Below are 15,014 nucleotides of genomic sequence, written 5' to 3'. Positions count from 1 at the left end.
TTAAGCTAAAATAGGTTCTATATCTAAATTCTGATATATAAATTCATCTTCTAAAAATTGTTCATTAAAATAAGTCAGTAAACTTTTATGGCCGTTTACCACTTCACCGATAATAATAATTGCAGGAGCAGCCAGTTGCTTTTCCTTCACCAGTTGTTCTATGTTGGAAACAGTTCCTATAGCCTGTCTGGCTTCTTTTTTGGTGCCATTTTGGATTACAGCTACAGGCGTGTCCTGTTTATTGCAATTTTTGTAAATCGTCATAATTTCCGGTAGTTTAGACATGCCCATTAATATAACCACTGTGGCAGTTGACTGGGCGGCAAGCTTTATATCCGGAGATAAAGTTCTTGACGAGGTTGTCCCTGTTATAACCCAGAAACTTTGTGCCATTTTGCGTTGCGTAACAGGAATTCCTATGGATGCCGGTACAGCAATAGCTGAGGTTATTCCGGGAATTATCGCAGTCTTTATTCCGAATCCTTCCAGATAATCGGTTTCCTCTTTACCTCTTCCAAAGACAAAAGGATCGCCGCCTTTTAAACGGACTACTTTACCGTATTTCTTGGCATATGTAACCAGTAAATCGTTTATTTCGTCCTGGGTATGGCTGTGTTGTCCCTTGCGTTTTCCTATATAAAGTTTAACAGCTTTAGGCGCATAATCTAAAATAGCTTCATTGACCAGGGCATCGTATAACACGGCTTTAGCCTTTTTTAACGCTTTTACCGCTTTAAGGGTAAGTAAATCGGGATCGCCCGGCCCTGCGCCTACCAGAGTTACTTTGGGTTGTATTACTGCTTTTTTCATGATTTACGGTCTATTAAATGTTGTAATTCGTCCTTAGTGTTTACATTGTGCAAGGCATCATAATCTTTTGTTGCCACCTCTATGCGATGGTAGGTGGACGATTTAATTAAGGTCATTAACTTTAATTGGTTGGTACGTATAGCCTGCTCAAACCGCGGTAAATTATTAGAAGTGTACATGCCAATTAAAGGGTAATCTCTGGTACTGTCTGAAACAAAACTGATATGAGAATTTATCACTTTTGAATTGATAAGATAGCGTTTTATAATGTCAGTGCTTATCATAGGAATGTCGCAACTTAGAATTAAATTCTGATGTGTCGACGTGTGAGATAAAGCCGTATATATACCGCCAACTGGTCCTTTGTTTTTGTGAATGTCTGCTAACAGCGGATAATTATATTTGCTGTAACTTGTGTTTTCTGTTACCAGATAAATATTATCGGTAATTGGCTTAACAGCCTCAATAATCCATTCGATAAATGGTTTACTGTTAAATTCCACCAAACCTTTTTCTGTTTGCATTCTGGAGCTTTTTCCGCCACAAAGTATATATGCCGATATGTGTTTTTGATTTTGCATTAGAACAGAAAGAGTTTAAACGATGCTAATATTAAAACGACTGACAGCACATAGGTTAGTTTTAAATTGGAAAATTTCTGACTGCCGTAAATGGCTCCAACAGTGCCTCCAATGAGCGCAAAAGGGACGAGGTAAAAGGCTTCGGAAGGAAAGGTTTCCCTATTTAGTAAAAATCCAATCATTCCCGAAATGGAGTTTACAAAAATAAAGAGCGCAGAAACTGCCGCGGATTCTTTAGTATTTCCCCAGGCCAGAAGTAAGATTATCGGACTTAAAATTATTCCGCCGCCAATACCAATCATTCCTGAAAAAAGCCCGATGCCAAAACCAATCAGTAAGGCTAAGGGTAAATTTACCTGCCGTTTTTCAGATTTTTCTTTACCAAAAACACCAAGTATGCGCAAAACAGCAATAGCTAAAAAGATGCCCAGAATTTGTTTGTACAATGTCGTGTTAATGGAAATGTAGCCTCCGAGAAAAGCGGCTGGAATGGAGCTTAAGGCGAAGGGGTAAAATAACTTCCAGTTAAAATGTTGGTTTTTTTTGAAATACCAGAATGCTACACCACTTACAAAAATATTCAGCAATAAGGCTGTAGGTTTAATTACAGCTACAGGAAAGGAAAATAAGGCCATTAAAGCCAGATAGCCACTGGCACCGCCATGACCTACCGAGGCATATAAAAAGGATATGCCTACCAGTATTAGTGAAAATACTAAAAATGTGCTAGGATTCAGAAACTCCATGGGCTGAGGTTTTAAATTCGTTATTTAAAAAGGTTTCACATTTCGTATTAAGGTGTTCAAACTCCTTGATTATGGTCTTTCCATAAGCGGTTAATACAGTACTGCCTCCCGATTTTCCACCAATATGTTTAACGAGTAAAGGTTGTTCGGAAAGTTCTTCCATATCGTTTAGGAGATTCCATGCTTTTTTATAAGACATGTTCAGGCTTTTAGCAGCGGCACTTATAGAACGGGTCTGGTCTACCATTTTTAAAAGTTGAATTTTGCCAAATCCAAGAAATGGTTTTCCTTCTTTTTCAATCCATATCCTACTTTTAATTTCCATAACTGTTTAATTTTATACAGGTTATTGCATCGCCTTTAGAAATTGTTTTTACGTCTTCGGGGATGTAAGCTAAAACATTGCTACTAGAAAAAGTGTGTAACATAGACGATTGTTGTCCTTGCAAAATGCTTAATTCATTATCCTTTAAGGTCGCCTTAAGGAAAAGGGATTTTCCTGAGTTATTATTGAAATCGGACGATATTCTGGCTTCTGTTCGTTGTAAATGAGGTGTTTTTATTCCTGATATTTTTTTTATCAGCGGAAGCGCGTATACATAAAAGCAGGTTAATGCCGAAGCTGGATTTCCCGGTAGGGCAAACACAAATTTTTGGTCCTTTTGTCCAAACCAAAGTGGTTTGCCGGGTTTCTGATTTATTTTATAAAAATGAGCTTTAACCTTTTTCGATTCCAGAGCCTCTTTTACAAAGTCGTAATCACCTACAGAAATGCCGCCTGAAATCAATAAAACATCCCCAAATTTTAAGCCTTTTTTTATACCTTGTTTGGTCGCTTTTAGTGTGTCTCTGGCACGAAATATTTTAACTTTAGAATACCCAAAACGCTTTAATGCCATTTTTAGCATAATGGAATTACTTTCGTAAATCGCACCATCTGCTAAAGGAGTTCCCGCGTTTTGTAGCTCGTTACCTGTTACCAGTATAGCTATTTTAGGCGGTTTAATAACAGCTACTTTTCTAATACCAAGTCCGGCGAGAAAGCCAATAGTAGCTTCATTAATTTGAAGTCCCTTTTTTAAAACAACATCGCCTTTTTTTACCTGTTCCCCAACAGGTCTAACATTGGCTCCTTTTTTCGGTGCTTTAATTATAATGGCTTGCTGGTCTTTTGTGTTAACGTGTTCCTGCATAACCACAGTATCGGCCTGGTCGGGTACTTTTGCTCCTGTAAAAATCCGAACGGCTTCCTCAGGTTTTAAATCTATATTTGTGGTATCTCCAGCTTTAAAGGTATCTATAACATGTAATACAATATTGTCATTTTCGCTCCAGATAAAGGCATAACCATCCATAGCGGATTGCCTGAAAGGCGGCATATTTATAGGCGCTGTAATGTCTTCTCCTAAAATTAATCCCAGTGTTTTTTCTATGCGCATAGGTTTGATGCGTTCGGGTACAGAAGTTGCATTTATTAGTCCTAAGGCCTCGGTTACAGATATCATAATTATATAAGCGTTATGTCTTATCGAATATAGCGATTTATTTTCGATTAAAATAGCGAACTAAGTATTTTTACGTAGATATTAATGAAGTTCGTTTTTATTAGTAAAATCTTAAAAAGCAGGCTCTAAAATTGTTAATATATGGATTAGATTCATATTGATTTTAAATGTGTTATGCGTTTTTTACAGAATGCAGTACTTTTATATGTTGAAATACAAAATGAAATGAAAACCTACTCCTTAGCGTCTATTTTATTGCTCTGCCTTGTTATTTTAGCTGTAGATACTTTAGCATTTTACTGGTTGCAAATTATAATGCAGAGCGTGGACTCTAAGGGGTTTAAGCTGATTATAAATAGTGCTTTTGTATTTTTCTCTATTGGATTGATAACGGCTATTATCATTTTAAAAATAAGACTGGATCATATTGATGCACGTAAAAAACAAAAGCTTATTTCCAGACTGTACGGTTTAACGGTATCGTCATTTATTCCTAAAATTATTTTTGTGATTTTTATCACAGTGTTTAGTGTAACTCATAACGTGTTTTCAAGTGAAAAATCGGTTATTATTGTGCCGTTGTTAGGCCTTGTGGCTGGTTTTATGCCTTTTTTTGCGATAGTGTATGCTATTTTTAAAGCAGTTTATCATTTTAAAACCTATCACATTACAGTCCATCATAAAGACTTACCGGAAGCTTTTAACGGTATGCGACTGGTGCATATTTCAGATTTACATCTGGGCAGTCTAAACTACAGATTTAAAGTGCTTAACAGGGCGTTCAAAATTATTAATGATTTAAAACCGGATATCTTGTGTTTTACCGGCGACCTAGTGAATAATTTTGCATGGGAACTAAAAGGCTGGGGGCGTAGTTTTTTAAAACTGGACAAACAAATTAAAAAGTATGCTGTATTAGGAAATCATGATTACGGCGATTATAGTTTATGGGACTCAGAAGCTGAAAAGGAAGCAAATCTGGAACAGGTAAAGCAGTTTTATAAAAAAGTGGATTTTAATGTGCTATTAAATGAATGGGATGGTATTGAAAAGGATGGAGAAACTGTGGCGGTTGTAGGCGTGGAAAACTGGGGTAATCCACCGTTTAAGCAATATGGCGATTTAGAGCAAAGTTTAAAAGGTCTGGAGCCGGATGTATTTAAAATATTACTGTCTCACGACCCTACACATTGGAGCGAAGAGGTGGTAGGACATACAAATATAGCTTTAACTTTATCGGGGCATACCCATGGCATGCAGGCCGGATTACGCATTAGAAATAAGGCCTGGAGCCCTATAAAGTATAAATATAAACACTGGGCTGGTTTGTATAAAAACGGATCACAGTTTCTGTATGTAACCCGGGGATTAGGTTGGCTGGGATTTCCCGGACGTTTGGGTATGCGGCCGGAAATAACATTAATCACACTGAAACGTTAAAATAAATGGGATGTAAAATCAAAGCGGATTAGTATTTTGCTAATCCGCTTTGTCTGTTAAGTAGTGTAAAATAGTATATATGTTATGCTGTGGCAGCTAACGTGTTTTGGTTGTCCTGATATTGTTTCGGACTGCAATTGTATTTTTCTTTAAAGATTTTAGAGAAATAACTACGACTGGTAAGTCCTACGGTATATACAATTTCAGAAATATTTAAATCTGTGGTTTTAATCAATTCTTCTGCTTTTTCCACACGTACATTTCTTATATAATCGGTTACTGTTCTGCCGTAAAGTAACTTGAATCCTTCTTGTAATTTGGAAGGTGATAAAGCAGATTTATGACTTAAATATTTAAGGGTGTATTGTTTTTCGGGATAGTTATTAATAAACAAGGAAACCTCTTTTATCGTTTCCAGTTCGTTTATATTAAGCGAACCAAAATGAGAATTAGCATGTGCCACATCATCTTTGTGTTGTTGTATTTCTAAGGCAAGTATGGCCTGTACGGTGCTTTCTATTAATAAACGTCTTACCACACCGTCTTGCGAAATGGTGTTTAACTGTTCTATTTTTTCTGCTATTTTTAGATTGTAAGACCCAAAATAGATAAAGTTCTCTCCTTGATTTGTCGGACTGAAAGTCTCACTTAGTTGTGCATTCAGTTCATTAGTAGCCAAAGAAATGTCGTCCGTATTAACTACAATTGTAGAGAAATTAAAATTCACCTGTTTTTTAAAGTAGTACACATTACTTTTAGAGGAGGTGCTTCGTAAGATTGCTGTTTGAAAAGCGTCCAGCGTGTTTACAGTATCCTGCTCTGTAAAGCTGTGTTCTACATGCCCTTCAGAACAATAGGTAAAGTAAATAGGAGCAGATTTTAAAAACGTGTTCTTTAATGTAATGTCCTCGTTAAATGTAATATCGAAGGCTAAAAATGAAATGCTTTTCTTAACAGAAATGGCACTTATTGTTCCCGTTGCCAGACTATTATCTACAGTTAAAATATGTTCTTTGTTGTAAGATTTTATGTCGCCGCCAATTAGAACCTGAAGGTCTTTAATCATTTTAGTGGCAGTGGTCGATTTAATATTTAAGGTTTTCATGAGATCGCTTTTAATGTAAATTAATATGAAAGTAAAATTGAATAGGTGCTTTAGTAACACTTATTTGGTTTCAAGATCGGTAATAATGTGAGTCTGGTTGTCTATGCGGCTCACAATGCTGTTTAAATTAAGAGATGTAAAAAAGGACTTTTTTCTTACTTGTCCTACACGGGCATTCTGATCTGAATTTGGTTTCATATATTAATTTTTGTTTTTATGGTTAATGATATTTCAAAATTCAGAAAATACTCAGGCTTTTGTGTTACACAATTTTTAGATACTGTTATATAATTTTTAGATTTCAATCGTTTTAATGAGGTAAAATGTTGTTTATGTGAAGTTTATGTTAAAACAGCTGTTTAAATGAAATGTTTCTGAGTACCGATGTGAAAATAAGCGATAGCTTTAAAGAAGCTCATTGAAAATGAAGGGGATAAAAAAACTCCGACGATGACTGTCGGAGTTTTGGTGTGTTTTTTAAGTCGAAGCTTTGAATTACAAACGCATTATAAAGTTTTCTTTGTTGAGGTTTGAAGTGTTGTATTGCCAGTTAATTTGCAGTACTTTTTCAATAACCGATTTTAATTTAGAAAACTCAGTAGGTTTATTAATGTAAATGTTTGCTCCGTTTATAAAGGTTTCGTTAATGTCTGTTTCAGACGAGGAGGTAGAATAAATAGCTACTGATAATTCCTTTAAGGTATCAGTGCTTCTTATTTCCTGAAGACATTCCAGTCCGTTTTTTACCGGCATATTTAAATCTAAAAACACCACCTGTGGTAATTTAATTTTCGGGGTGTTCAGAAAATCCATAAATAGCTGACCATTTTCAAACAGACTTAATTCCGTTTGAATATGGATTTGATCAATAGCTTCTTTAAATAGAAAACGATCGTCTTCGTCATCGTCTACAAGAGCAATGTTTAAGGCTTTTAAGCTCATAGGGTAATTGCGAATTTATAACAATAACAAATTATAATCCTATAAATTGTTTAGTATGGGTTTTAGGCCTGTATCAGGCTAAGCATGTAAATGTACAGATAAATATAATGTGGATTCTAAAAAAAAATAGCATTACATCGATTTGTTTATTGGAATATAAATATTGAAGGTTGCACCTTGTTGTTCCTTGCTGCTGGCAAAAATATAACCTTCATGGTTTTCTACGATTTTTTTTACAATTGCCAGACCTATACCTGTACCTTCATAAGTTGTTCTGGTATGTAAACGTTCAAAAACTTCAAAAATCTGCTCGCTGTATTTCGGGTTAAACCCAATACCATTATCAGATACTTTAATATGGCAGTAGTCTTCTTCGGTATTCAGTTCTTCTATGTTGAATTTAGCGCCCTTATCAATTATACTTTCAATTTTTATAACAGGAGGAATATCTGTTCTCGAAAATTTTATAGCGTTACTGATTAAGTTGCTAAACAGTTGAATAAACTGAAACGGTATAATTTCGACCGAACATAAACTATCTACTTCTAAAGTAACCTGTTTGTCTTGAAGCAATTCCTTCAAATCCGCTTTTACTTCGTTTATGATATCATTTAAATCGGTTTCTTCGTAAGCTCGTACGGAAGTGTTGGTTCTGGAATAGGCAAGAAGATCCTTAATCAGTGCCTGCATACGGCTGGCAGATTTTTGCATACGATTAAAATAATCTTTTCCGGTTTCAGATAGATTATCTTTTTCTACATCCTGGATTCGGGATGCAAAAATCTGAATCTTACGTAAAGGTTCCTGTAAATCGTGACTGGAAATATAAGCGAAAGACTGGAGTTCTTCGTTCATGCGTTGCAATTCTTCTATAGAATTTTCTAGTTTGGAGTTTGTCTCGGCTAGTAATTTTGTACGTTCTGTAACCTGGCGTTCCAGTTCTTTAAGAAACATTTTCTGGTCCTGAATATCGGTGCTCGTACCAACCCAGCGTTGAATGTTTCCTTTTTCGTCGCGTTGCGCAATAGCACGGCTTAACTGCCAGCGATATTGTCCGTCAAAGCGTCTGAAGCGATGTTCGCATAAATAATCTTCTCCCGTGTTTACAGCGTGTTCCCAAAGTCGAATGTTCTCTTTGTGGTCGTCGGGATGAACGAAGTCCAGCCAGTTTTCCGGATTAAATTTGTCCAGTTTAAAACCGGTAAAATCGTATACGGTTTTATTAAAATAATTGACATTACCTTCCTTATCGGTAATCCAGACTTTTTGAGGCATGGAGTCTGCCAAAAGCCTGAATTTCTGTTCGTTTTCTATTAAACGCTGCTGGTTGTTTCTTTCGGAAGTCACATCGCGCAGTGTACCAATTATTTTTTCCGGTTGTCCGTCTTCGGCATATAGCACTTTGCCTTGTTTTCTAATCCAGAGCTGCTCTCCGTTGTCTTTATACGCTTTAACTTCTGAAAAGTAAGAACCTGTTTTAAGACCTTTTTCGAAAGCAGGGAGTAAAATATCTTTTAAATCTTTTCGGTTTACATGTTTGCGTATAGCTTCGTGTGTCAACTTTTTGTCTTCCGGGTAGCCAAATATAACTGCTAGTCTTTTGCTGTGAGAAATTTTGGATGATTTTAAATCGAGTTCCCAAGTGGCTAGCTTTGCAGCCTCGGTGGCAATGCGCAGGCGTGCTTCTGTTTTTTCTATTTTTTTTCTCGAAATTACATTTTCGGTTACATTAATGGAAGTAGTCATTACTCCCGATATTTTATTGTCGCTCTCAAAAATAGGGGAGTATTCAAAATCGAAATAAAACGCCTTGGTGCCATCGTTACCCTCTATAAGCGCTTTAGATTCTTTCTCTTTATGTGGTATACCGGTTTTATAAACCTTATCCAGAAGTTCCGGGTATTTTTGTGCTTTTAATTCCGGAAATACGTCTACAAGCGGCTTGTTAATAATATCTTTTTCGGTTTTTCTCCAGATATCATGTATCATGGTTTTGTTGGCCATTGTTATCACATGATCCGGTCCTGAGAACAGTGCTATTGGTATAGGGCTGTTATCTATAAGACTTTTAAATCTGTATTCACTTTTGCTAACCTTTTGTTTTGCAATGATGGTTTCCGTTACTTCTGTGCTGGCTATTATAGCACCTGTAATTTCCTGCTCTTCGTTATAAATGGCTTCGCCTAAAATATTAAAATACCTGATTTCGTTGGGCCAATCAAACGTGTTTTTTACTTGAATTTCATTAGCCTGAAATCCGGTTCCGGTTTGTAGTAATTTTACTATTTCGCTTTTTAAATCAAAATTACAGTGCGGTAGCGCTTTAGTAAAAGGTTGGTCTATTAAATCTGTTACTTTTGCAGGCAGGAGTTGTTTGAATTTTCTGTTTATTATTTCGATATTTTGTGTTTTTGCCGAAATAATCAAGACCCCTGTTGGGGCTTGTCGTATGGTATTGTTTAGACGTTTAAGAAGATGTTCCGATTTTGCTTTTGCCTTTATAACCGGGGTTTTGTTTAAGGCCTGTATTAATACTCCGCTTATAGTTTCCGGATTTGAGCACAGTGGGCTAAAGGCAAAAGACCAGTAAGATGGTTTTTGTTTTACATTATTAAAAGTTAAATCGGCTGTAGTTTCTGGTTGCTCCCCATTAAAGCAAAGCAGAATTTGTGTTTTGATTTCAGGGTGTAACGGGGCCTTGTCTAAAGGAAGTCCAAAAGTATCAAAATTGGTATCAGGGCTTAAATTAGCGGCCAAAAATGCTTTGTTATAAAAAAAATGCTTGGTGTTACCCCAGCATATAGCCATGGGCTGACTGGATTTAAGGATGAGGTTTAATCCGAAAATTAAATGTTCTGGCCATAGCGAAACCTTCCCTAATTCGGTGTGTTCCCAAAATGGAGCATTAAATTTTGAATTAAAATCAGAACTAACTAAGGGGATTTTCGAATTCGAGGTCATAATGTTTCGTTATTGTATTGACATTTAAAAACCTTCAAGACGTATTGAAGGTTTTTAAAGAAGGTTTTATGTGTTCAAGGTAAAACTTTTTATTAAGCTATTAATTAAGTTTTAATTGAGATTTTATGTGTTCCAGCTGCGTTTCTATGTCTTTGGCTGATTTGTTTATAGCCATTTCTATAGATTCCTGATTGTTTGCAGCTGTAAGGTTCTCGTTGTTTGCAATTATTTTTATTTCACAAATATTATCTAAATGGTCTGCATTGTTTTCAACCTTAAAAAATACTTTTGCTCCATCAACAAAGGGGTATTTTCGAATTATGGGGCCTAACTTTTCAGACATTAAATATTCAAAATAATTGTTTTGGGTAATGTTTACATATTCATATCTTATATCCATCGTATTAAAGCTTTCAGTTAATCATTCCTTTTGTTCCATATCTGTCTTTAAACCTTGCACGGGAAGAGTTCCATTTTTTACTAGTTAAGTTTTTATGTATGTTGTGTTTCTTTTTAGTTGTGGCATATGTTGTATTTGTTTCTTGCAGGTGCGTAGTCTCGTAGTATAAACGGGCTTTGGAAGTACTCATAATTTATATTATTCTGTATTACAACAAATCTAATTTTAAATCAAATTTATTTTTAACTCAAATCATTTTTTCCTGCGCTCAATTAAAATTTAATAAGATTTGGATTACTTCTGGGCCTTAAAACAAATAAAAACAGTAATTTAATTGATAAAAAAGAGCTGGGCTATGACTAACTCGGAGTCACGACGATTTAAAATTAAAGATTTACCTAAACTGTTAAAAGATACTTTACGAAGATGGTTAGATAGCGATCCTTGGCGTTTAAGTGCCATAATAGCATATTATACCGTGTTGTCGCTTCCTGCTTTATTGGTTATCATTATTAATGTGATAGGATCTGTTTGGGGACAGGATATTATTGAAGGCGAATTGACTCAGGAGTTTTCTTCTGCTTTGGGAGTAGACGCTGCTCAGTCTATAGAAACCATGATCAAGGAGACGCAAAATCCTAATAAAAATCTAACGTCTACAATTATAGGAATTGCTACTCTTTTGTTTGGGTCGACTGGAGTGTTTTATCATTTGCAGTTGTCTTTAAATGAGATCTGGGGGATAGAAGCTGTAAGTACGTCAAAAATTAATATCTGGGGCATGCTTAAAAAACGAGCAAGAGGCTTTGCTTTTATTCTGGTTATAGGCTTCCTGCTGTTAATTAGTTTAATTGTTTCAACTGGAATTTCGCTGTTAAATAATTATATTCGAAAATTATTCCCCGATATTATCTTATATCTGGCTTATTTTTTAGACCTCTGCATATCTCTGGCTATTATAGCAACCTTGTTTGCTTTAATGTTTAAGTATTTACCCGATGTAAAAATTAAATGGCGGAGTGTGTGGGTAGGCGGATTTTTAACTGCGGTACTGTTTGTTCTGGGACAATCTTTAATGGGCTACTATTTTGGAAAATCTAATCCGGGATCTACGTATGGTGCGGCTGGTACTGTCGTGCTTATTTTACTCTGGGTGTCTTATTCCTGTTTAATTTTGTTTTTCGGGGCTCAGTTTACCTGGGTGTTTGCGCATTATACCGGTGGTGGAGTACAGCCAAACGACCATGCCGTTAAAACAGAATAATTAATAAAAAAAATAAGCGGTTGTCTAATAGAATTATTAGTACAGCCGCTTGCGCTAAGATTATATTTTAAAGGCTTAGAACATAAATCCTATCCCTACAGAAAATACCGAACTATGTACATCGTAGTCTTTAATCAGTTCAGAAAAACCGTAGGTGTATCGTCCCTGAATAAAAAAGTTCTGAGCAAATTTGTATTCCAGACCAGTGGCGATCTGCATGTCGAAATCTTCTATTTCATTCGTGTTTATATCACCATCATCGTTCGTTGGTTCAAAATCGAGTTCTTCATTAATTTTGAATCCAAACTGAGGTCCGACCTGTATATTTAATCCTTCAACGATATATACTTTTAAAAGTACCGGAACCTGAATATAATCTACCTGATATTCGGCATCGTAATCTTCGTCAATTTTAAAACCTTGTCCGGAATAAAAAGCTTCGGGTTGTAAGGAAATAATTTCATTTAAAGGAGCTTCCAGTATCAAACCAGCGTTGAAACTGGTTCGGGAATCCGGACTGTCGAAACGGTCACCTTTAACGGTTGCAAAATTAACGCCTCCTTTAACTCCAAGTTGAGCTTTTGTAGACCAGGACTGGGCTGTTGCGCTTATACCTATTAAACTTAATGCTAAAACTAAAAATTGTTTTTTCATGGAATTTTGTTTTATAATGGTTTCTTGTGGGGTCAAAAGTAGGTCGATGCTTACATATAAACGGCTGCTAAAAATTATAGTATTAACTCAATTCGTTTTAAAAAAGTATACCATGATTTTAATTTATTATTTTAATAGGGTATTGTTCTATTGGGTGTTTTCCTTAAATCAGATAATATTAAGTTGATTAGCATTAACTTAGTGCGAAGTCTGTTGCGACCTTTGTAAAACGAGAAATGATTTATACATGACAAAACTAATTAGTCCTCAGGTCATCCGGCAAGTGTTTGTATTATTACTGATAGTATTGTTAGGTGGTTTAATTTTTGCCGAAATGTTACCATATCTGCCAGGGGTGCTGGGAGCGATAACATTTTTTGTGTTGTTACAACGCCCAATGACTTATTTGCTGGCCAAAAAATGGAATGTAAATCTGGCTGCAGCTGTATTGTTATTAGGATCGTTTATTGGAGTCTTAATTCCGGTAACCACTATTGTTTTATTACTGGGAAAACGACTGGAAAATGCACTTGGGAAAACCGAAGTGCTTTTTAATACCATAAAAAAACAGATTAAAGTCTGGGAAGATAGTTTAGGGTATAAGTTTACCGATAACCTGGATTGGTCTTCGGTGCCGTCCTGGTTGTCTGAAAATGTGCCGGACCTTGTGGGAAGCACGTTTAATATGTTTATTTCTATCGCTATTATGTACGTTATGCTGTTTTATATGTTAACTAATAAACAGGCATTAAAATCGGCATTGGTAGAATATATTCCAATCAGTAAGGATAATCTCAAAATTATTGGCCGCGATAGTCTGGCTATGGTAAAATCTAACGCTATAGGGATTCCTTTAGTGGCTTTGGCTCAGGGGATTGTGGCTTTAATAGGATTTCTTATTTTTAATATACCCGATCCGTTTTTTTGGGGTGTTATTGTTTTTATTGGCTCTATGATTCCATTTGTAGGGACTTTAATAGGTACGTTACCAGTATTTGCTATAGCTTTAATTCACGGTAATACCTTTCAGGCCTGGGGTATTTTAATTTATGGTTTTGTAATTGTAGGTTCTACAGATAACTTATTGCGCCTGGTAATACTTAAGCGTTTGGACGATGTACATCCGGTTATAACCTTAATAGGTGTTGTGGTTGGTGTGCCCTTGTTTGGGTTTATAGGTTTAGTGTTCGGGCCTTTGCTTATTAGTTTGTTTTTATTAATTCTACGGATTTATAAACAAAAATATGGTAAACAGGTGGATAGTGAAGCAAATAAATACCTGTAGAAATCTAAAAGCAATTAAGGGAGGGATATTTAGAGATTATGAAGTTTTTAAAAATTTTAGAAAAAGAAAAGTATGTTTTACAAATTATCGAATATAGCAAGCAAAGCGATTATGGAAGAGGAATTGAAGGCTACATTCAAATTTCCACATCTTTATCGGTCTAAATTTATCATTAACGGCATGCAGGAAAGTATTATTCCTGTAATAACATGGGAAGACTCAAAGCGCATTGATTTTGCAATCTGGGGCATGTTGCCCGAATATTTTAAAGGGGAGTGGAAACCGTTTCAGCAAAAACAGAGTACTTTAAATGTTAAAGCAGAAGATGTAGGCCGATTAATTACGGGCAGTAAAATGATAAAACGCTGCTTGATTCCTGTAACGGGATATTTCGGGTTTTACAATGTTAACGGCGAGGTAAAATCGTATTACAATGTCAATAAAGACGACGCCCCGTTTTGTGTGGCTGGAATCTACAGCCAGTTGGAAGATGGTTTTTATAGCTGTTCTTTAATTGTAAATACTAAGCCAAGCAAATTTGTGTCTTCTGGGACAGAAAACACGATGCAGCCAGCAATATTGCATCCGGATAGTTGTAAGTTGTGGTTAGATCAGTCTGCAAATTTAAAAACGGCTCTAGCTGGTTTACAACGTCCTCATGGTTACACCATAAACAGGTTTGCTACAGCTAACCGTTTATCTGTAAATAATAATATAGACGAATTTCAGCAGCTTCTGGGGCTGGATGATGCGGTTTAAAAGGTGCTTGCGAACCTAATGCGTTAAGTTTTAATTGGATACAGTTAATCGCTGTCGTGTAATTGTAAGACCTTTACAGTAAGCAAATAGTAATATCGTTTACTATTAATATTAATCATTTAAAACCAGACATTATGCTACGTTGGACAGTAACATTCGTAATTTTAGCAATAATAGCAGCCATTTTCGGATTTGGAGGCATTGCAGCAGGAGCAGCAAGTATTGCAAAAATTTTATTCTTCATTTTTATCGTACTTTTTATTATTTCGCTGTTTACAGGGCGAAAAAAAGTCTAATACTATAAATTTTAAACTATAACTATATGAAAAAGACAATGTATATTATTCTTGTCATGTTCGCCTTAGGAACCACAAGTTTAAGTGTAACAAGTTGCAGAGAAAATAAAACAACATCAGAAAAGATTGAAGATGCAGCAGACGATATTGGAGACGGTATTGAAGATGCAGGCGATGCCATAGAAGATGGTGTGGAAGATACAGGAGACGCCATAGAGGATGCTGTAGATTAAAAGAAAAGGGATTTTAGTTAATATTTAAAGGGT

Annotated in this window: 18 protein-coding genes; 6 read left to right on the top strand and 12 right to left on the bottom strand. The window is 35.7% G+C overall.

Annotated elements, in window-relative coordinates; translation table 11 throughout:
- From cobA to I3217_RS14680, 5 genes are read right to left on the bottom strand one after another with little or no spacing between them, the layout of a single operon-like run.
- Window positions 1–810 carry a uroporphyrinogen-III C-methyltransferase gene (gene cobA / locus I3217_RS14700; RefSeq protein ID WP_435050534.1) on the bottom strand — a complete coding sequence of 270 codons (810 nt, stop codon included), beginning with the start codon at window positions 808–810 and terminating at the stop codon, window positions 1–3.
- On the bottom strand, window positions 807–1,391 hold the full coding sequence (locus I3217_RS14695; protein ID WP_435050533.1) for a molybdenum cofactor guanylyltransferase: 585 nt from the start codon (window positions 1,389–1,391) through the stop codon (window positions 807–809). The genes cobA and I3217_RS14695 overlap by 4 nt, the downstream gene beginning before the upstream one ends.
- A complete protein-coding gene (locus I3217_RS14690; RefSeq protein ID WP_435050532.1) occupies window positions 1,391–2,137 on the bottom strand; it encodes a sulfite exporter TauE/SafE family protein in 747 nt (248 codons plus the stop codon). The genes I3217_RS14695 and I3217_RS14690 overlap by 1 nt, the downstream gene beginning before the upstream one ends.
- Window positions 2,118–2,462, bottom strand: a complete 345-nt coding sequence (locus I3217_RS14685; RefSeq protein WP_435050531.1) for a winged helix-turn-helix domain-containing protein — start codon at window positions 2,460–2,462, stop codon at window positions 2,118–2,120. The genes I3217_RS14690 and I3217_RS14685 overlap by 20 nt, the downstream gene beginning before the upstream one ends.
- Window positions 2,452–3,642, bottom strand: coding sequence for a molybdopterin molybdotransferase MoeA (locus tag I3217_RS14680; protein WP_435050530.1), 1,191 nt, complete (start codon window positions 3,640–3,642; stop codon window positions 2,452–2,454). Before I3217_RS14680 ends, I3217_RS14685 begins: the two co-directional genes overlap by 11 nt.
- Window positions 3,643–3,816: 174 nt before the next feature.
- Here I3217_RS14680 and I3217_RS14675 point away from each other — a divergent pair, with 174 nt between their 5' ends.
- A complete protein-coding gene (locus I3217_RS14675; protein WP_435050529.1) occupies window positions 3,817–5,082 on the top strand; it encodes a metallophosphoesterase in 1,266 nt (421 codons plus the stop codon).
- Between the two features lie 82 nt (window positions 5,083–5,164).
- Here the strand turns inward: I3217_RS14675 and I3217_RS14670 are convergent, their stop codons facing one another.
- The 6 genes from I3217_RS14670 to I3217_RS14645 form a co-directional block, all read right to left on the bottom strand.
- The gene (locus I3217_RS14670; protein ID WP_435050528.1) at window positions 5,165–6,187 is read right to left on the bottom strand and encodes a helix-turn-helix domain-containing protein; all 1,023 of its coding nucleotides are present in this window, start codon (window positions 6,185–6,187) and stop codon (window positions 5,165–5,167) included.
- Between the two features lie 60 nt (window positions 6,188–6,247).
- The gene (locus tag I3217_RS14665; protein ID WP_435050527.1) at window positions 6,248–6,385 is read right to left on the bottom strand and encodes a hypothetical protein; all 138 of its coding nucleotides are present in this window, start codon (window positions 6,383–6,385) and stop codon (window positions 6,248–6,250) included.
- A 297-nt stretch (window positions 6,386–6,682) separates the two neighbouring features.
- Entirely contained in the window at window positions 6,683–7,129 is a 447-nt protein-coding gene (locus I3217_RS14660; RefSeq protein WP_435050526.1) for a response regulator, read from the bottom strand.
- 132 nt (window positions 7,130–7,261) lie between these two features.
- A complete protein-coding gene (locus I3217_RS14655) occupies window positions 7,262–10,090 on the bottom strand; it encodes a PAS domain S-box protein (RefSeq protein WP_435050525.1) in 2,829 nt (942 codons plus the stop codon).
- Between the two features lie 100 nt (window positions 10,091–10,190).
- Window positions 10,191–10,490: an HPF/RaiA family ribosome-associated protein gene (locus I3217_RS14650; RefSeq protein WP_435050524.1), complete on the bottom strand. Its 300-nt coding sequence runs from the start codon at window positions 10,488–10,490 to the stop codon at window positions 10,191–10,193.
- A 13-nt stretch (window positions 10,491–10,503) separates the two neighbouring features.
- Window positions 10,504–10,680, bottom strand: a complete 177-nt coding sequence (locus tag I3217_RS14645) for a hypothetical protein (protein ID WP_435050523.1) — start codon at window positions 10,678–10,680, stop codon at window positions 10,504–10,506.
- Window positions 10,681–10,845: 165 nt separating this feature from the next.
- Here I3217_RS14645 and I3217_RS14640 point away from each other — a divergent pair, with 165 nt between their 5' ends.
- Window positions 10,846–11,754, top strand: a complete 909-nt coding sequence (locus tag I3217_RS14640; protein WP_435050522.1) for a YihY/virulence factor BrkB family protein — start codon at window positions 10,846–10,848, stop codon at window positions 11,752–11,754.
- 75 nt (window positions 11,755–11,829) lie between these two features.
- On the opposite strand, the gene I3217_RS14635 is transcribed toward I3217_RS14640, so the two are convergent.
- Complete coding sequence (locus I3217_RS14635) at window positions 11,830–12,408, bottom strand: porin family protein (protein ID WP_435050521.1); 579 nt, start codon at window positions 12,406–12,408, stop codon at window positions 11,830–11,832.
- 247 nt (window positions 12,409–12,655) lie between these two features.
- Here I3217_RS14635 and I3217_RS14630 point away from each other — a divergent pair, with 247 nt between their 5' ends.
- The 4 genes from I3217_RS14630 to I3217_RS14615 all read left to right on the top strand — a co-directional run bounded on the left by I3217_RS14630 (window position 12,656) and on the right by I3217_RS14615 (window position 14,981).
- The gene (locus tag I3217_RS14630) at window positions 12,656–13,693 is read left to right on the top strand and encodes an AI-2E family transporter (RefSeq protein ID WP_435050520.1); all 1,038 of its coding nucleotides are present in this window, start codon (window positions 12,656–12,658) and stop codon (window positions 13,691–13,693) included.
- Between the two features lie 72 nt (window positions 13,694–13,765).
- Entirely contained in the window at window positions 13,766–14,452 is a 687-nt protein-coding gene (locus I3217_RS14625; RefSeq protein ID WP_435050519.1) for an SOS response-associated peptidase family protein, read from the top strand.
- 134 nt (window positions 14,453–14,586) lie between these two features.
- On the top strand, window positions 14,587–14,748 hold the full coding sequence (locus tag I3217_RS14620) for a DUF1328 family protein (protein WP_435050518.1): 162 nt from the start codon (window positions 14,587–14,589) through the stop codon (window positions 14,746–14,748).
- 26 nt (window positions 14,749–14,774) lie between these two features.
- On the top strand, window positions 14,775–14,981 hold the full coding sequence (locus I3217_RS14615; protein WP_435050517.1) for a hypothetical protein: 207 nt from the start codon (window positions 14,775–14,777) through the stop codon (window positions 14,979–14,981).
- The last annotated feature ends 33 nt before the right edge of the window (window positions 14,982–15,014 follow it).

The sequence above is a fragment of the Formosa sp. S-31 genome (genome assembly GCF_051172795.1).
Taxonomy (GTDB): domain Bacteria; phylum Bacteroidota; class Bacteroidia; order Flavobacteriales; family Flavobacteriaceae; genus Formosa.
This window is presented reverse-complemented; position numbering and strand designations above follow the sequence as displayed.